The sequence below is a fragment of the Armatimonadota bacterium genome (genome assembly GCA_029907255.1).
Classification (GTDB): Bacteria; Armatimonadota; UBA5829; order DTJY01; family DTJY01; genus JAIMAU01.
Genome location: JARYMF010000006.1, coordinates 254,810 through 271,904 on the forward strand (window position 1 = coordinate 254,810; position 17,095 = coordinate 271,904).

General features: G+C 47.1%; 18 protein-coding genes and 2 pseudogenes. 8 read left to right on the top strand and 12 right to left on the bottom strand.

All coding sequences use genetic code 11. The features are described 5' to 3' along the window. Positions 1-42 precede the first annotated feature (42 nt). From corA to QHH26_07690, 12 genes are all read right to left on the bottom strand, one after another. On the bottom strand, positions 43-1,011 hold the full coding sequence (gene corA, locus QHH26_07635) for a magnesium/cobalt transporter CorA (GenBank protein MDH7481828.1): 969 nt from the start codon (positions 1,009-1,011) through the stop codon (positions 43-45). Between the two features lie 11 nt (positions 1,012-1,022). Next, entirely contained in the window at positions 1,023-1,694 is a 672-nt protein-coding gene (gene grpE / locus QHH26_07640; protein MDH7481829.1) for a nucleotide exchange factor GrpE, read from the bottom strand. A gap of 97 nt (positions 1,695-1,791) precedes the next feature. Continuing rightward, entirely contained in the window at positions 1,792-3,366 is a 1,575-nt protein-coding gene (locus tag QHH26_07645; protein ID MDH7481830.1) for a TCP-1/cpn60 chaperonin family protein, read from the bottom strand. A gap of 69 nt (positions 3,367-3,435) precedes the next feature. Beyond that, positions 3,436-4,473, bottom strand: coding sequence for a heat-inducible transcriptional repressor HrcA (gene hrcA / locus QHH26_07650; GenBank protein ID MDH7481831.1), 1,038 nt, complete (start codon positions 4,471-4,473; stop codon positions 3,436-3,438). A gap of 167 nt (positions 4,474-4,640) precedes the next feature. Beyond that, positions 4,641-4,967 (bottom strand): hypothetical protein, encoded by a 327-nt coding sequence (locus tag QHH26_07655; GenBank protein ID MDH7481832.1) that lies wholly within the window; start codon positions 4,965-4,967, stop codon positions 4,641-4,643. A gap of 232 nt (positions 4,968-5,199) precedes the next feature. Next, on the bottom strand, positions 5,200-5,964 hold the full coding sequence (locus QHH26_07660; protein ID MDH7481833.1) for a sugar phosphate isomerase/epimerase: 765 nt from the start codon (positions 5,962-5,964) through the stop codon (positions 5,200-5,202). 14 nt (positions 5,965-5,978) lie between these two features. After that, positions 5,979-6,545, bottom strand: coding sequence for a DUF1080 domain-containing protein (locus QHH26_07665; protein MDH7481834.1), 567 nt, complete (start codon positions 6,543-6,545; stop codon positions 5,979-5,981). A gap of 14 nt (positions 6,546-6,559) precedes the next feature. Further along, complete coding sequence (locus QHH26_07670; GenBank protein MDH7481835.1) at positions 6,560-8,077, bottom strand: FGGY family carbohydrate kinase; 1,518 nt, start codon at positions 8,075-8,077, stop codon at positions 6,560-6,562. Between the two features lie 28 nt (positions 8,078-8,105). Then, positions 8,106-9,077 (bottom strand): class II fructose-bisphosphate aldolase, encoded by a 972-nt coding sequence (locus QHH26_07675; GenBank protein ID MDH7481836.1) that lies wholly within the window; start codon positions 9,075-9,077, stop codon positions 8,106-8,108. 110 nt (positions 9,078-9,187) lie between these two features. Further along, positions 9,188-9,496, bottom strand: coding sequence for a hypothetical protein (locus QHH26_07680; GenBank protein ID MDH7481837.1), 309 nt, complete (start codon positions 9,494-9,496; stop codon positions 9,188-9,190). Further along, complete coding sequence (locus QHH26_07685; GenBank protein ID MDH7481838.1) at positions 9,465-9,989, bottom strand: hypothetical protein; 525 nt, start codon at positions 9,987-9,989, stop codon at positions 9,465-9,467. The genes QHH26_07680 and QHH26_07685 overlap by 32 nt, the downstream gene beginning before the upstream one ends. A gap of 33 nt (positions 9,990-10,022) precedes the next feature. After that, on the bottom strand, positions 10,023-10,517 hold the full coding sequence (locus tag QHH26_07690) for a hypothetical protein (GenBank protein MDH7481839.1): 495 nt from the start codon (positions 10,515-10,517) through the stop codon (positions 10,023-10,025). 212 nt (positions 10,518-10,729) lie between these two features. Between QHH26_07690 and QHH26_07695 the strand changes: the two genes are divergently transcribed. The 8 genes and pseudogenes from QHH26_07695 to QHH26_07730 form a co-directional block, all read left to right on the top strand. Continuing rightward, positions 10,730-12,478, top strand: coding sequence for an NAD+ synthase (locus QHH26_07695; GenBank protein ID MDH7481840.1), 1,749 nt, complete (start codon positions 10,730-10,732; stop codon positions 12,476-12,478). A gap of 14 nt (positions 12,479-12,492) precedes the next feature. After that, positions 12,493-13,647 carry a phosphoribosyltransferase family protein gene (locus QHH26_07700; protein MDH7481841.1) on the top strand — a complete coding sequence of 385 codons (1,155 nt, stop codon included), beginning with the start codon at positions 12,493-12,495 and terminating at the stop codon, positions 13,645-13,647. A gap of 242 nt (positions 13,648-13,889) precedes the next feature. Further along, complete coding sequence (locus QHH26_07705; GenBank protein ID MDH7481842.1) at positions 13,890-14,405, top strand: flavin reductase; 516 nt, start codon at positions 13,890-13,892, stop codon at positions 14,403-14,405. A 195-nt stretch (positions 14,406-14,600) separates the two neighbouring features. Then, complete coding sequence (locus QHH26_07710) at positions 14,601-14,960, top strand: STAS domain-containing protein (GenBank protein MDH7481843.1); 360 nt, start codon at positions 14,601-14,603, stop codon at positions 14,958-14,960. A 59-nt stretch (positions 14,961-15,019) separates the two neighbouring features. Beyond that, positions 15,020-15,355 (top strand): annotated as a pseudogene (locus QHH26_07715) (DUF4118 domain-containing protein). 15 nt (positions 15,356-15,370) lie between these two features. After that, positions 15,371-15,769: pseudogene (locus QHH26_07720) on the top strand (PAS domain-containing protein). Positions 15,770-15,805: 36 nt separating this feature from the next. Then, entirely contained in the window at positions 15,806-16,390 is a 585-nt protein-coding gene (locus QHH26_07725) for an ATP-binding protein (GenBank protein MDH7481844.1), read from the top strand. 10 nt (positions 16,391-16,400) lie between these two features. Further along, positions 16,401-17,095: hypothetical protein (locus tag QHH26_07730; GenBank protein MDH7481845.1), on the top strand; the 695-nt coding region annotated here is incomplete at its 3' end.

Genomic DNA, 17,095 nt, shown 5'->3' on the forward strand with positions numbered 1-17,095 from the left:
GGGCACAAGGGCTAACTAAGCACCTACACTAAAATTAAGATATTACAACCACTTAATACGCCTAAAGTAATAGAGAAGAACGACACCAATCAATGCCATTAGGCCTAAAGCGTAAGGATAACCATATCGCCAAGTAAGCTCCGGCATGTAACGGAAATTCATACCATAAATAGCCGCTACCAATCCCACTGAGATCAAGACTGTCGCTGCGACCGTGAGCGATTTCATCACGGCGTTGAGCTGATTGGAAATTACCGTGAGATAGGCATCCAGCGCACTTGCCAGGATGTCACGGTAGGTATCTATGGTGTCTACAATTCGCAAGGTGTGGTCGTAAATGTCGCGCAGATATGTCACGGCCTGCTCCGAAAGAAGCGGTTGGTCCCTTCGGGTTAGGATATTGAACATATCCCTCAGTGGAGTTGCAATCCTTCGCAAGACCAGCAAGGTTCGCTTTAGCCGAAATATTCTTTCTGGGGACTCCGCTGCTTCCTGCTTAAATATACTGGTCTCAATTTGGTCAAGCCTTTCGTCTATTTGGTCAAGGATGGGGAAATAAGAGTCTACCAGCGCGTCAAGAATATCGTACAATAGCAGTCCAACACCGCCCACAAATGCCTGGGGATGCCGACTCCATCTATCCGCAACCTCATGGAGAACTGTGAGCTCTTGCTTATGTAGGGTTACAATATAGTTTTTGCCCACAAAAATATCGAGCTCTATCGGCCGAACATCTTCCTTCTTTGGGTTGTATGTTACAAAGTGCGAGACCAAGAAAAGGTAGCCTGGATATTCGTCAACCTTAGGCCTGTGATGTGGAGTAAAATAATCATCTATCGCGAGCGGATGGAAACCAAACTCTAAAGCGAGCTTTTCCATCTCCTCTTTCGAAGGATTCATAGCGTCCAACCAAACAATAGTCTCTGGATCGGCAATAAAATCGCTAATTTGGGCTATGTTTTTTATAATTTGGACGCCTTTATTCGGGTGGTATGCTGTAATGCGGAACACGTCGTGTTACCTTAACCATCTTGCTCCACCCTGGGATGGTGGGCTACCTTCACGGCACTCGGTCTTATCACACGGCCATTCATGGTGTACCCTGTCCGAACCTCTTCAATGATAGTTTCGTCGGGGTACTCCGTCGTATCCACACGTGCAACAGCTTCATGCTTCATTGGGTCGAATTTTTCACCAACGGCTTTTATCGGTTCAACGCCTTCCTTCGCGAGGAGATCACGAAGTTGACGCAGGATGAGTATTACACCTCCATGCAGAGAGTCAAAATTCTTTGTCTCTTCTGCAGCTTTGATAGCCCTTTCGAAGTTGTCGAGAATCGGAAGTAATCTAATAATAAAGTCTTCGGTAGCAAATTTCCTTACTTGCTCCAGCTCCTCCCTAGCGCGGCGTCGGTAGTTAGTAAAATCAGCAAGCGTCCGAAGGAAATTGTCATGTTCCTCCTCCGCTCGCCTCTCTGCTTCCTCACACCGTTCCTTTAAGATGCGAATGTCTTCGGGAAGTACCTCTTCTGCGGTGGATTCCACGACAACATCCGCTTCTTCTGGCGATTCTGAAAACACCTCAGGCGGAACTACGCCAGTCTCCTCAAGCTCTTTATCCCTGTGTTGTGCCTCAGACTCAGAGGAGTTTTGCGCTGAATTATCATTTATTGGAATTTTTCGTTTATTCGCCATTTTTCTACCTCAATGAACAAATTTTCACAGCTTGTTCTTTTCGAATTGGACAATTTTTAACCCTGATATGTTTTTTCACACCAAAAGCGAATTCCGTTCAACTGCCTGCTTGCGGCTGAGCAGCCGCCTCGGTGTCATCATTCCGCTTTTTAATTATGGTATTAATCCTTAGAACGGCGTCTGCAATTTCAGCAGCAGCCTTTAGAGCGTGAACTTTAACTTTTAAGGGATCAACTACCCCCAGCTCCCACATATCGGCAACTTCGCCAGTATCGCATTCAATGGCAAGTGAAACCTTGCCTTGTTCTGCTTGGGCGGCTATCACGTCCTCGACTTTCTCAAGGGGGTTGAACCCAGCATTTGCAACGATTTGGCTCAGAGGTTTCTTAAGGGCCTCCGCCACGCAATCAACGCCATAGGCTGCCATGCCCTTAACTCCGTCTCTCAGGAAAGAAACCTCTCTTGATGCAGCAATCTCGATAGAGCCACCGCCTGGAACAACGCCGCCTATAATAGCGGCCTGAACTGCTGAGGCGGCATCGCGCGCTATCCGCTCGCGTTCGTCTCTGACCTCCCTTGTTGCTGCACCGACAAGTAGTGTGGCGGCAGGCTTCCCAACTCCGCCCATAATACGCGTATGTTCCAACCTCTCATCTTCATATACCCGTGCGCATCGCCCGACAAACAAAGATAACTCCTCAAGCGGTTTCTTTAGACCCGCTCGCTTTATTGTCTTAGCACCTGTATGTTCCACAATCCTTGCTATGTCCCTCGTAGATACGCGACGGAGAACTATAATACCGGCATCGGTAAGTAACTCCTCTGCCAAATCTGCAACGCCCTTATTTGCAACAACGAGACCAATTCCTAAATCAACGATTTTTCGCAAATTCTCACAAAACTCGTTTTGAAGTTGGACATACCGCGCAAAACCCGATTCTGTGCCAAGTGCATCATCTTCCATTCGTTCGGGCTCAAGCGCGTCGTCAACTACCAAAACCTTGACATCTTCGAGCGAGCGCGGCATCTGGCTGTTCATGCGCTCTTTTTCTATAATGAGACCCGTAAATACTTCGTTCTGCGCGCCTTCTTTTGCAACAATAGTATCAGCAAGTTTGAATGCTGGTTCCGCCAGTTTTTCTTTACCCACAAGCTTCGCCGCTTGGACGACCAAATCTGCAATCTCGGCATCCTCTCTTCCGGCGATATAAGCCGCCTGCCACAGAAGCGGGTCGTCGAAGTCCTTGACTTGTCTGCTTGCGGCTTCCAATACCTCAAGGGCTTTCTTCATACCAATGGAAAGCCCTTGTATTACCTTTGTCACCGGCACGCCTCTCGACACCCTGCTGACCCCTTCCATTACAAGGGCAGAAGCTAGGATGGCAGCGGTAGTTGTGCCGTCGCCTACTTCTTCATCTTGAGCCTTGGCTGTACGAATAACCAACCTTGCGGCAGGGTGATTTATATCAATTTTGTCGAGAATCGTGCTGCCATCATTGGTAATTGTCACGTCGCCGAACTTGTCAACGAGCATGCAGTTCAGACCTTTAGGTCCAAGTGTTCCTTCAACAGACGAAGCAACCGCGCGCACTGCGGTTGCATTCGCAAGCAATGCCGCAAGGCGCTCATCTACGTCCGCCGACTTACTTACCTGCTTAATGTTTGAACTCATTTTTGAACTTAAGAAGGGATCCTGGGGCTGAGGGATTTAGGTATCCAGAAACCCGCCGTAGCATGCTGATTATCCAATACTTAATTGGGTCAGCATCTGGCTGAGGCTCGATGCCATTAGCTCAACAGCGGCCACTGCACGCCGATAGTCCATCCTTGTAGGCCCTACAACTCCTATGCTCCCGCATACGCGATCGCCGATGTGATAGTTTGCTGTAACAAAGCTGCAATCGCTTAGCTCACAGAACTGGTTTTCCTCACCGATAATGACGGTTACATCCTTGCCAAGCAATGCCGTGCTCAAAACCTGGAATAGTACTTTGCGCTTTTCTAGGGCGTCGAGAATCATCGTAAGCTTTTCTGTTCGGGAAAATTCCGGCTGCTTGAGAATGTGGCTTGTTCCATCTATGAAAACCTCGCTATCAGTAGCTGCAACCAGCGCCTGCTTTACGAGGGCAACCACCTTTTTGTAAAGAGCGGTCATTCTAAAAAGATCCGCCGGCAGAGCATTTCTAATCCTAGTAGTAAATTCGCGCAACTCAGCACCTTGTAGACGCTCGTTAACCAGATTCCCAATAGAATTAAGGTCAACAGTGTTGAGGTCGCTCTCCCAATCTAGCAATCGGTGATCAATATGTCCGGTGCTAAGTACAGTGATTACAAGAAGCTTGCCTCGGCCAATTGGAGAGAGTGCTACGTGGCGAATACTTATGGTGCCCATCTGTGGCTTAGTTGCCAGAGAAGTATATTGGGCCAATCCAGATAGAATCCGGCACGTCTGTAAAAGGATGTTCTCAATTTCGCTCTCATAAGGATTATATGCCGCCCTTGCACGCGAAGCTTCTGCTCGCCCCAGCTTGGGGTCAGGCATTAGCTTGTCAACATAGTACCGATAGCCAAGGTCTGATGGCACGCGGCCCGCAGATTTGTGCGGTTGTTTTAGATAGCCCAGCTCTGACATAGCCGCAAGCTCATGACGAATCATCGCGGGCTTAATTCCAAAGTTGTAGTTCGCCGCTAGCGTTTCCGAACCTACCGGTTCCGCAGTCCTCACGTATTGATTTACAATTGCTTCCAGTATTCTGCTTCTCCGCTCGCCGAGTTCCATCGGCTTCACCTCAAATAACAAGGTAGCCGTATGCGCAAACCTTCTTCTGATAAGAGTATACCATTAGCAACGTCTAGAGTCAACATGGGAAAGCTTGCGGTGATTAGCTAACATTACACAGGGAGTTCTCACAAACTTACATTTAAACAAATAAGGGATACTTGGCGCTATGTAGTATTACCCACAATAAAAAGTGCCATGCCTATGGAAACTGCCGCCATTCCAATGTACTGCATTGGCGACACTTTTGGGCTAAAAATCAGGAGAATTGCTATTTGAGCGCCCAGGAATCCGCCAGCAGTACCCAAGCCAAGTGCAACATTTGGATTCATTGAACGATAGAGTAACATTAGAAACCATATGCTTGAGGCTCCAAAAACATTGCCGCAGATATAACCTATCAACCATTTGCTTGGATGGGCGCTACCATACTTAAAAAACACCTGTGCCGCCGCTTGCATTAGCCAAAATACAATTAGCCAAACGAGGTTCATACCTGCCCTGCCTCCAATTCCAAAAGCTTGATCTCGACAACCGGAAAATAAAGCCTTATCCCTCAACGACGTCTAATTATGGATAGGAACGCAAGCTTAGTGGCAGCCTAGGTCACAAGCAAGCATAGCTCGGATTGAAGGATTTCATACACCTGCATTGCCCACTTAACTGCCCGCCTAAAAGCGAATTAGGACAACCGCTATTCTGCTAGCCAAGCTCCCCCCTCAACTTCTACTTTAACCCCATCTCTCTTAAGTTGCGAAGGCTGATTGCTAGGCTCTCGAATGGATCTCTTTCGCAAATATCCTGCTCAACAAGGTACCATTCAACTCCGGCTTCCATAGCAGCTTCCAATATCTCAGGCCAGTTCAGGTTGCCCTCGCCAACCTCCATCATGATTTGCTGGCCGCCCCTATTGCCCATATCCTTCAGGTGAAGCAATGGAACGCGGTCTTTGCACCGCAAAATCCACTCTGCTGGGTCGCCTCCACCATACTGAACCCAATATGTGTCAATCTCAAAATTGAAGTAAGTGGGGTCGCTCTCGGTGCGAAGGATTTCTAAGCCAATCTTGTCGCCGAATTTTTCGAATTCAAAGCTATGGTTGTGATAGCTGAAAGTCAGACCACCTTGGGCTAGCCTCTTTGCCACCTTAGAAGCTTCCTTTGCAAACTGATGGAAGCCCTTGGCATTTCGGTATTCTTGGGGCATCCCACCAAGTGCAATGTGCTGACATCCCCACAGTTGATGCTCTTCGATGACTCGTTCCGTTTCGTCCCGCATTCGGTGGTAGGGAGTGTGGGTAGCACAAATATAAACACCTTCACCGTCAACAATTTTCTTCAGCTCAAGCGGGTCGATTGGGCCAAGGCCAGATACCTGGATCGCCTCATATCCAATTTCTCGAATCTTTTTAATTGTCTTGGCAATATCCGCAGGAGTTTGCGTAAACTCGCGCACAGTATAGAGTTGTGCACCAATTCGTGATTCGCTCATTGTGCATCCTTTCCTTAAGGCAATTCTCGAATATAGATATTCTTAAACCAAAGCTTGGTACCGTGATGCTGAAGCTCAATTGGTCCCTCATCCGGCACGCCGCCTATGCTATTCATCGTCACCTGATCAACAACCTGAACACCATTCTCGACGACGGTCACCTTCTTGCCGCGCATAATGATGACAAAGCGATTCCATTCACCAACTGGCCTGTCCATATTCCTTGTTGGCTTGTTATTGTCATTATATAGTCCGCCCGAACCAATGGGATTATCCCAAATTTGCACCTGAGGTTTTCCACGCAAATAAATGCCACTGTCTCCACCTTTTGGGATTTTCCAGTCAACTATCAAAATAAAATTGCGGTAGTTCTTTTCGGTAACAAGGTTCTTTCCCTTGCCATCATATTCCAACACGCCGTCTACAACCTTCCAATGTTTCTCAACCTCGGCATCGTGCTTCCAGCCTGTCAAGTCTTTGCCATTAAAAAGCGGTGTGAACCATGGGGGGATCCCCTCAGAAGCATAACCAAGGCAACCCAGAACTGTGCTAATAATTAAAACTAACACAATCCTTTTCATAAAATTACCCTCCTTTACTTCATTTCGCTTAACATTTGTCGTGCCTGAGCAAGAGATGAATATAGCTCGCGATATATAGCAAAGCGCTCTTCATATACCAAAGCATATTCGCGACGGGGCTCGAAAGTTCGTATTGGTACCGCCCATGTCCTAATTGCTTCTTCAATATCTAGTATTCCTGCCCCTCCGCCTGCAAGCATAGCAGCCCCCATGCAAGTTGCCTCAGTAACACGCATTGTGGTGAGTGGAATACCCAATATATCAGCTTTTATCTGCATCCAAGTATCATTTTTCGCCCCGCCGCCAACGGCCCTTAGCTCAGCAAGGCAGAAACCGGCATCCCTTAAGATTGATAGGTTCCATTTCATTTCATAAGTGATACCATCTAGAAATGCACGCAGGACCTCCGACCGATTGGTCGAAAGGGTCAAACCAAATAGCAATCCAGCCCCTTGGGCATCAAAGTGGGGCGTGCCTGTTGGCCCAAAGTGGGGAAGAAGTATGACACGCGAAGGCTCTTCTGCTGCCGCCGATATTATTCGGTCGTAGGGATCTTCTCCATTCCTTCTGGCTTCTTCTGCCTCCTCGGTTGCAAAATTATCGCGTACCCATCGTAGAACACTTCCACCAGTAATATTAAATGCAACCGTGGTGTATATGTTTGGTAATACATGCGGATAAGTTGCCAAGTTAGCATTCATGAGTTCATCGCTTAGAACAAGGTGGTCAATAGCAGGGCAAATACATTCAGTCGTACCGATGGAATATGCAGCTTGGCCTGACGAGGCTGCTCCACATCCAAGTGCCCCAACGGGTTGATCATGACCACAGACTGACACCTTAATACCATTTGCCAAACCAAGCTTGGCAGCCATTTCAGGTTTGACAGTGCCGACAACCTCCCCAGAAGGAATCACTTCAGGCAATCGGTCAGCAGAAAGTCCAACGGCTTCTAAAATCTCCGCCGACCATTCCATGCGGCTAACATCAAAAAGCATCGAACGGGCGGCCATCGTATAATCGGTCTTTACTTCACCAGTCAGTACCCAAGCAAGTAGGTCCTCACAGAAAAGAAACTTCAGCGCCTTGTCCCATTTCTCAGGCTCATTTTGTTTAAGCCACAAGAGTTTATATAAAGAATACATAGGATATGGTGTGTGCCCTGTTATTCGATAAAGCCTTTCGACGCCGAACTCCGTGCTCCAAGGGCCAACAAGCGAGGCAGCGCGAGCGTCGGATGAAACCATTATGCTACTTATCATCTGGCCATAGGAGGTGATAGCAGTGAAAGCCTCTCCCTGCGACGCAATGCCAATAGCTTTTACAGGATCTAAACTCCGAACAGCGCCCGCCGCTTTCTCAATCACTCGGCAAGCAGCGTTTACCACCACGTGAGGATTGAGCTCACAGGCTCCTGGAAACGGAAATAGGAGGGGATACTCCTCGTACGCCCAGGAAAGCTGGCTACCCTTCTCATCGAAAACTACCGCCTTTACACCTGTCGTGCCTATATCTATTCCCATTAAACTCATAATGAATCACCAAGCAACAACCCAAAGCTCAAACTTTCCCGACTAACTCCGACAATTTTGTTGCTGACCCTGCTATTTTATACACTTCGCAAATTAAATGTCTTATTACTTTGGCAACCGCCGCCTGTGCGTCTGAAATACTTCCGCCGCTACCGAGAACACTCTCGTAAGGCTGGCGTATGTCAGTGGCGATGTTAATCTTTGCGATACCATTTTTCACCGCTTCATTAATGTACGACTGTGGAATTCCAGATCCGCCATGCAGGACAAGAGGAATTCCGGTCGCATCGCGCAGCTTTTTTAAGTGCCCAATATCAAGTCTAGCCTTGGGTTTTGGTCGGTCTTTTGCCGCCGCGGAAATCGCCCCATGGACCGAACCAATCGAAACGGAAAGCCAGTCCACCCCTGTTCGCTGAACAAATTCCCTCGCTTCGTCGGGGTCTGTAAATCCTTTTTTGCTGGCAAAAAGCTCATCATATGGAGGGAGTGGACCTGGTTCATGGCCGAACACAGCGCCTAACTCTGCTTCAACCAGCACGCCTTCTTGATGGGCAATCTCGACGACGTGCCTAGTAACAGCGATATTCTCCTCAAAATGGAGTCGGGAGCCGTCAATCATAACCGAGTCGTAGCCCAAAGATATAGCCTCCTTAATAAGGGGCTCCCAATCGCAAAGTAAGCCATCCTCATCAATTACCGGCGTGTGATCAAGATGGAGCGTTGCCACTCGGGGGTCGGCGTGGCGGCGATATTCTTCAGCAATGTGGCCTAGGCTCTTTGCCTCGAACTTTATGAGTTCAAGTCGCGCGACTGCCAGCATTCCAAACGTATCAAGCTCCGCCAATGTCTTAAGAATCGGCTCAGCCATCGGAAGGTAGGGAACATTGAACGCTGGAATTACAATTTTGTGCTCAACAGCGGCTGAGACCAGGCGTGCAAGTCGATTTTTTGGAGCTGGCACCCGGTTGACGATGTTAAAATTTTGATGCTTTATATCCAATGTTCAGCTCTCTAATAAATTTACAACTAAATGATTCAGCTGTCGGCCTTAAATCAAGCTACGATAAGTTTATTAATATGGCGGCTTGCTTCAGCGTACCTTGTATTTAGCTAGGACCTCAAACCTTGAATGCTCTCTTCAAACAATTCCACATCTTCTTTTAGCATATCTGGCTTATGTTCGTTGTAAATGCCAACGCAGACCATATCCTGTGGACGCATGACTCTCGCAGCAAAACCAAACGCCTCTTTAGGATCATTACGTCCAGCAGCAAGAATTTTGTAATGAATCGCCGGCTTCGAAAGCCTTTGTATGAGATGCGCCATGGTTTCCCTATCCTCTTGCCAAAACCATTCTTGTGCACCGTGAACGTGTGCCGGATTTTCATCACGACGCATCGAGTTGTAATACGAACACATGTAGTAATCCACATCCAACGCTTTTTTCCGCCCACTCTATAACTCGAGGGTCGTGAGCCGCTATGCCAGCCAACAAACCAGCAGAGCGAATTATTTCAAACAGCTCAGGTATATGGGAAAGTTCCCCTTTTACAAACTGGTGGTCCATGTAACCACCATGAATGTGACAAGCTTTTGCGCCGCCTTCAATTGCTCGATTAATACACAGCTCGGGCGGACCCTCGCTTGGGCAGGTCTGGGCGAACCACTGAATCTTTCCACCCTCATCCCAGTGTTCTCTTAAGAAGCTAACCACCCGGAGGTCGGTTCGCGCTACGACGGTGTTTATACCAAGCGACTCAGCTTCCCGTAACAAAGCCTTGATTCTCTCAAATGTAAACCAGCTCAGCATTCGCTGGTCCATTTCTATACTTTGATGGGAAAATCCGCTGATTGGATTCGTCCCTAGAATGAAACGGCTAACCTCCACACCTTTGATTGCAACTTTTTCCACACACGCCTCCGGAGCTGCTTAGCAGACTGAAAACTAAAATTTCGGCTCAAACACTGTGAGGATACCAACGCGTTTGATGCGGCCGACCATCCGCTTTCTAACCTCTGAATCGCGTTCTACTAATGTAAAATAGTTCTCCGCCGCCCGCTCGACAGCGGAGATGAAATCTTCCAAATTAATATGAATTCGTCCAGACTTATCCTGTTTAAAATGAAGGTGAGGATTTCCGTCGGTATAGGCATAACGTCCATCCTTTACAGTATAGCTGTGGAGAAGTTTGCATCGAATCGCATCCCACAAGTCATTTGGGTCATAGCGTTTGTCGTCAAAAAAGCGAGCCACAAATTCGCGGAATAGGCTTGCATTGCTGTCATGGCCAGCGTATAGGCAAGTCAGATAATCTATTACGCACGCGGCGAGAATAAACGCACCCATCTTTGCCCCGCCAGCAGATGCCTTTCGTACATCGCCCAGGGCCATGTCAATAATTGCATGTCGGGCACGAGCCACTATTTCTTGTTCGTCCATTCTCCCCCTCCACTGTGAAAAACGACAACCATCGGCCACAAGTGAAGACATAGGTCGCCACTCCTTCAGCAGTCATTTAGCCGCCATTTGGTGTATTTTTGGGGGGTTGCAATGAAAAATTTCGCCGACATGTAAATTCACTCCTGCTTGCCAACTCTGCTAACTTGAAGAAAAGGCAAATCAGGAGATATACTAAGTATAGGAGAATCCAAATGGCAAAATCGATTGATATGCCTTTGAGAATAGCGCTTGCACAAGTTAACCTTACTGTCGGCGACCTTGACGGTAACTCAGCGAAAATTGTTGAATATATCGGTCGGGCGAAGGAAGCCGGAGCGGATATCGTCGCCTTTCCTGAACTCTCAATCACAAGCTATCCGCCAGAAGATCTTCTTCTTAAAAATGGTTTCGTCCAACGAAATATTGATTGCCTTCACAAAATCATTGGAGCATCAAAGGGAATCACGGCGATCATTGGCTTTGTAGATAAGGTTAATAGTGATATATACAATGCAGCTGCAATCATATCAGATGGCGAACTCGTGGGGGTGCATCATAAGTTTAACTTGCCAAATTATGGCGTTTTCGACGAGCATAGATACTTCCAACGTGGCAAAGAAACAAAAGTCTTCAAGGCTGGCGAGGTAAGATTCGGCGTGGAAATTTGCGAAGACAGCTGGTACGCCGAGGGACCACATAGACTTCAAGCACTCCTAGGTAATGCTCATGTCATCATTGTCATAAATTCCTCGCCATTCCATGCGGGAAAATGGCGGCATCGCGAGGAGATGCTTGCCACACGCGCAATGGACAACTCATGCTTCTTTGCTTACGTCAACTTAGTAGGTGGGCAGGACGAGCTCGTATTTGATGGCCACTCGTTGGTTGTCGCGCCGGATGGGAGGGTCATCTGCCGTGGCCCAGCATTCGAAGAAGCACTTGTTGTAGTAGATTTGGATATCAATGAGGTCCTCCACCATCGCCTTTCGGACACTCGGTATAAAGAACAAAAAGAGCGCCTCTGCCCTAAAGAAGCAATAGTCGAGAAAGTGCAAATACCCCCATTCTTACAAAAGGCACCAAGGCACGAACTGCCATCGTACCTACTAAATCCCCCCAGCCGATTAGAGGAAATATACAAAGCTCTTATCCTCGGCACTAGGGATTACGTTTACAAGAACGGTTTTGAAAAGGTAGTTCTCGGTTTGAGCGGCGGAATTGATTCCGCGCTTACGGCAGTCATCGCAGTGGATTCACTTGGCAAGGACCGAGTAGTAGCAGTAGTTATGCCTTCGCAATATTCATCGGAGGAAACACAAAGCGATGCGGTCAAACTTGCCGAAAGTCTAGGCATTCAGTATTACCACATTCCAATCCAGCAAATCTTTGAAGCATACCTCTCCACGCTATCTGGCGCCTTTGCGGGAACACAGCCGGGAGTAGCAGAGGAAAATATCCAAGCCCGGATACGCGGAAACATCCTAATGGCTCTATCCAATAAGTTTAGCTGGCTAGTACTTACTACCGGCAACAAGAGTGAGATCGCGGTAGGATATACTACTCTCTATGGCGATATGGCAGGAGGATTCGGCGTGCTTAAGGATGTTCCCAAGACATTAGTCTATGAGCTTGTGGATTATCGAAACAGCCTTGGAAAGGTTATTCCCGACAGCATCATAAAGCGTCCTCCCTCAGCAGAGCTTCGCCCTGGCCAGAAGGATGTTGATACACTGCCGCCATATGAGATCTTGGACCCCATCCTACATGCGTATGTTGAACAAGACAAAAGCATTGCAGAAATCGTAGCCATGGGTTTTGATGAGCCAACTGTTAGGCGGGTTGCTCATATGGTTGACCGAAATGAATACAAGCGGCGGCAGGCGCCACCCGGCATTAAAATCACACCAAAAGCTTTTGGCAAGGACAGACGTCTTCCAATCACCAACAAATATAGGGAGTAGGGGAAAGTTCAGGTATGCCTCAAATCTTTGTCACAAGCACAGAATCAGATAATCCGTTTGCGATTGACATTGCAGTATACTGTAAGCAGACTATAGATATAGCCGACATTATTTCTCTAAAGACATTTGCAAACAGCGAATTTTGCCCACGCTTTATCAGCGATGAGAACGACCTTCAGAATATTGGCAACAAGCTGTGCAACACGACTGTCATTATTGTTTCCACAGCCTCAAATAGCGTAAGCCGGAACGAACTCTCCTGGCGGACCCTACTAGTTGCAAGAGCAGCCAAAGATAATGGTGCTAAACAGGTTATTCTAATCGAGCCCGACCTTTTCTTCAGCGCTCAAGACCGAGGACCTAGGCCCGAACACGGAGAGGTGGATTTTAAACGCGACATATGGGACTATAAGAAATTCGACGGCCAACCTTTCAGTAGCAAGCTTTACGCGGAGTCGCTGGCGCTCGCAGGAGTTGATGCTGTAATTACCGTACACAACCACTCGGCTTCCGTGCAAAGACTTTTTAACCGAATCATGAATGGACGTTTTCTAAACCTATCTCCTGCCGAGGTTTTCGCAGACTACATCCGCAGGTCCGATGTAACACCAAGTCTACATTCTGGTGATGGCGTGCTAATATGTGCGCCAGACAAAGGAGCAAGGGGTTTTGCCATTGAGGTACAAAATAAATTGGGTATGCCCTCTGCAGGATTACTCTATATTGCTAAGGAGCGAACAGGCGAACGGCATATATCGAGCTTTATTGACCCATCATCACCATGTCCTCTGGAAGCCATCCAGGGAAAGGACGTCGTAGTATTTGACGATATGGTGCGCACCGGCGGAACAATTAAAGAATGCTGTCGCCTACTAAAAGAAGCGGGGGCAGGCAGGGTTGTCTTCTTCGTTACCCACTTTTACTCTTCCCCAGAGGTACGCGAGAATCTCAACAGCCCCGATCTAGACGAGATTATCACTACCAACACTCTCCCCTCGATTTTGAATCGAGACATGCAGGGACGATTGCGACGCAAGCTCACGGTCCTAAAGATAGAGAAATGGATATCCCACCACATCTTGAGTTATTTGGGCCTTCCCACCGACCACCTTACTGGCCAATTGTATTCAGTGGATATGTCCTCTAAAAATCCACGCTGGTCGCCATAATGGGCTAAACGAAAATTCGCATTTTTTAATGACTGCAACCCTAACATATAAAAACAATAAATAACCGCTCAAGGTCGGGGTGGTTGAGTATCACCCAAAATTTTCGCATACTTCCAGTAACTTTTTCACAGATGTGAAATCCAAACTACCAAGCAACCAAATATTGAGCGAGCTACCTTAAGTTGGGTATTATTTACACATGCTGGACAAATTTTGGTTATCAAACTAGGAGGGATGCGAGCATGGAAGAGGTATTCAAAAAAACTTCGGTGGAAACTATCACCCTAAACCCCTTCGAGATAGTGTTGAAAGATTGGATGCTGGTTACAGCAGGACCGCCGGAAGATTACAACACAATGACGGCAGGGTGGGGCGGTATGGGTGCTCTATGGGGTAAGCCAATATGTTTTTGCGTAATCCGCCCAACTCGGCACACATATAAGTTTCTGGAGAAAAATGAGAACTTCACCCTTTGCTTCTTCTCAGAAGAATATAAGGAGGCACTTCAATTTTGCGGTAGTAAATCAGGCCGTGACGTGTCAGATAAAGCAAGACAGGCAGGATTGACCCCGATTCCTGGCATGCTACCAATGACAACCGTCTTTAAGGAGGCAAGACTGATTTTAGAATGTCGAAAGATATACTTCCAGGATATTGATCCCAAAAACTTCCTTGATCCAAAAATTGAAGAATGGTACCCACAGAAAGACTATCACCGACTTTACGTAGGTGAGGTGGTGAATTGCTGGACAAAATAATAACATTGTAGATTTTATATGACACCCTTATTTGCCTTAAGCTAACACTACCAACCGATTGCTAAATAAATTTCTTATCATGCTTCTTGGTTTAATTGCTGCCGTTTGCTGGGTAGTTTAAATAGGATAACCTTTTAAGGGGAAGAATATAACTAGCCGCAATATTCTATAGAGAAAGGCCATGGAGGGCAATGTATGGATATAGAAATCACACACAACTCTTGCATTGCTGTTAAGGTACATGGCGAAATCGACATCGGCAATGTAGATGAATTTAGTGCAATGCTTGAAAAAGCAGCCAGAGATTCCCAAAACCGCTGCTTAGTGGTGGATTTATCGTCGGCAACATATATAGACGGCGCAGGAATCAAGGAGGTTCTGCGCATTTATCAAAGGCTAAGTTCACTAGGAGGTGCCATTGCAGTAGTACCAAGCAAAATGGCTCAAAGGATTCTTGAAATTCTCAGGGCTCACGAGCTTCCTGGCTTTGAAATTTGCGATGATTTTCAGACGGCTACAAAAGCGCTTTTAAGCTATACAGGTAATTCACAATGAACTATCAAGTTTTATACGAACCGCAACCAGAAGTTCCTAGAAAAACACAGAATGCTGAAATGACCCATTATCCGAGATGGTTAGGCTATTTTGCAACAATTGCTCTAGAAGCAATTTTAACTCTGATATTAAGTTTGTTGCCTCCAAGTTTTCCTTTGTACGAGTTTCCTATTCCCTATGTATTGCTAACAATGTTGGTTGCTCTCCTCTTTGGAGAAGGGCCGGCAATACTAGCATTTGTGCTTGGTTTTTTTGCTTTCGATTACTTTTTTATTCCGCCCCTTTACACAATATTTCCGCAGGCGGAAACCCAGCAAGGTTGGACTGCTCTTACTGCATACCTCATAGGTTCGGCGATAGTTGGATTTGCTACGATAATGATGCGCAGAGCACGCCAGCGAATCCAACGAATAGCAAACCAACTCAGAGAAATACAACAGGATCTCAACCGAGCCCAAGCCGTCGCTCATACCGGGAGCTGGAGACTAGACGTCCAAAAAAATGTGCTAATTTGGTCCGACGAAGTATATCGGATATTTGGAATACCACGAGGAACACCTATGACATATGAGAAATTCCTGGAATGTGTCCATCCTGAGGATAGAGAATACGTTGATAGAAAATGGAAAGCAGCCTTACAAGGCGAGCCTTATGATATCGAACATCGAATCATAGTGGACGGCAAAATTAAATGGGTTCGGGAACGCGCAGAGTTAGAGTTTGACGAACAAGGAAGGCTGCGCGGTGGGTTTGGAACTGTGCAAGATATTACCGACCTAAAGCTAGCTGAAGAAGCCATTCGTGAAAGCGAGGAGCACAAGATTGAGTTCTACCGCCGCACAATTATGGCCGCTACCGAGGGAAAACTAATAATTACAGAACATTCGGAAATAGAAAAGATTGCTGGGCCGCCTTTAGCTACGTGGGAAATAAAGACTCCTGAGGATCTTAGAACCGTGAGACATGGCGCAGAAGAGATGGCTAGGTCCATGGGAATGGACGAAGAAAAAATCAGCAAGTTTGTTGTAAGCATTGGAGAAGCAGCAACAAATGCATTGAAACACTCGGGTGGGGGTACTGCTACCATCCACCGAACGCAAAACGGCCTAATGGTCGTCATATCAGACAAAGGGCCCGGAATTGCCGCCCTTTCACTGCCCGACATAGCACTGACAAAAGGCTACTCCACGGCTGGCACGCTGGGCATGGGGTATAAGGTGATGATTTCGTTCAGCGACAGAGTCTATCTGGCAACTGGGCCCGAAGGCACTACGGTAGGTATAGAGATGAACCTATCAGACGTTGAAAAATCCGAAGTACAAAGTGCAATCGGCGCAGCTGGTTTAAAGTGTGAAGCCAGCAGTGAAAGCGAAACAAAGTCACAAGCTCTATTTTCAATGGCTCCCTTTTTTAATAGCGTAGTGACATAATAAACCTCTGATGCAACTCTCACTGCGTGAAAGAATTCTACATGTTTACAAGGGCAAGATACCTGATGTAGTACCCTTCATGCTTGACCTATCGCACTGGTTCTACCACAAAACTGGAGCGCCATGGGACCTCAGCTCCAGCTACCAGGAGCCTGAGAAAGCGTTAGTCGACTATCACAAGCGCATGGGCGTTGGTTTTTACATGCCAAATTTGGCAGCTTTTTTCTCAGTAGAGCATACAGGCGGCGTCAATTTGGAAATTAATAAGGAATTCCAGGCTGGCAAATGCGAAATTGTGTGGCGTTATAATACACCCATCGGAAGCATTGAGAGAAGACGCATTTGGAATTCCAATACATATTCGTGGTCAGTCAGTCGCTGGGGAGTTGAGTCAGCGAATGATATACGGGTGCTTGAATATGCACTAACATCCCGCAGATATGTGCCGCAGTGGGACAATTACAAAGCATGGGCGAACTATGTTGGCGATATAGGAGTTGTCTACATTCCTGCGGGGTACAGCGCAGTCGGACAACTCCTTCATTACTGGATGGGCATTGAGCGATTTGTGTACGCCGCCCATGATTACCCCAATACAATGCGCGAGGTTGTCGAAAGAATCAACGCCAATAACCTTGAATGCATAGATATGCTCTGCTCATCCCCCGCTGAGGTCATAATAATGGGCGATAATTTTTCAAGCGA

What these genes read in the sequence shown, in the direction of transcription:
- grpE (MDH7481829.1), bottom strand. Translation starts at nt 1,694, where the DNA reads ATGGCGAATAAACGAAAAATTCCAATAAATGATAATTCAGCGCAAAAC.
- QHH26_07645 (MDH7481830.1), bottom strand. Translation starts at nt 3,366, where the DNA reads ATGAGTTCAAACATTAAGCAGGTAAGTAAGTCGGCGGACGTAGATGAG.
- hrcA (MDH7481831.1), bottom strand. Translation starts at nt 4,473, where the DNA reads ATGGAACTCGGCGAGCGGAGAAGCAGAATACTGGAAGCAATTGTAAAT.
- QHH26_07655 (MDH7481832.1), bottom strand. Translation starts at nt 4,967, where the DNA reads ATGAACCTCGTTTGGCTAATTGTATTTTGGCTAATGCAAGCGGCGGCA.
- QHH26_07660 (MDH7481833.1), bottom strand. Translation starts at nt 5,964, where the DNA reads ATGAGCGAATCACGAATTGGTGCACAACTCTATACTGTGCGCGAGTTT.
- QHH26_07665 (MDH7481834.1), bottom strand. Translation starts at nt 6,545, where the DNA reads ATGAAAAGGATTGTGTTAGTTTTAATTATTAGCACAGTTCTGGGTTGC.
- QHH26_07670 (MDH7481835.1), bottom strand. Translation starts at nt 8,077, where the DNA reads ATGAGTTTAATGGGAATAGATATAGGCACGACAGGTGTAAAGGCGGTA.
- QHH26_07680 (MDH7481837.1), bottom strand. Translation starts at nt 9,496, where the DNA reads ATGTGTTCGTATTACAACTCGATGCGTCGTGATGAAAATCCGGCACAC.
- QHH26_07690 (MDH7481839.1), bottom strand. Translation starts at nt 10,517, where the DNA reads ATGGACGAACAAGAAATAGTGGCTCGTGCCCGACATGCAATTATTGAC.
- QHH26_07695 (MDH7481840.1), top strand. Translation starts at nt 10,730, where the DNA reads ATGGCAAAATCGATTGATATGCCTTTGAGAATAGCGCTTGCACAAGTT.
- QHH26_07700 (MDH7481841.1), top strand. Translation starts at nt 12,493, where the DNA reads ATGCCTCAAATCTTTGTCACAAGCACAGAATCAGATAATCCGTTTGCG.
- QHH26_07705 (MDH7481842.1), top strand. Translation starts at nt 13,890, where the DNA reads ATGGAAGAGGTATTCAAAAAAACTTCGGTGGAAACTATCACCCTAAAC.
- QHH26_07710 (MDH7481843.1), top strand. Translation starts at nt 14,601, where the DNA reads ATGGATATAGAAATCACACACAACTCTTGCATTGCTGTTAAGGTACAT.
- QHH26_07725 (MDH7481844.1), top strand. Translation starts at nt 15,806, where the DNA reads ATGGCCGCTACCGAGGGAAAACTAATAATTACAGAACATTCGGAAATA.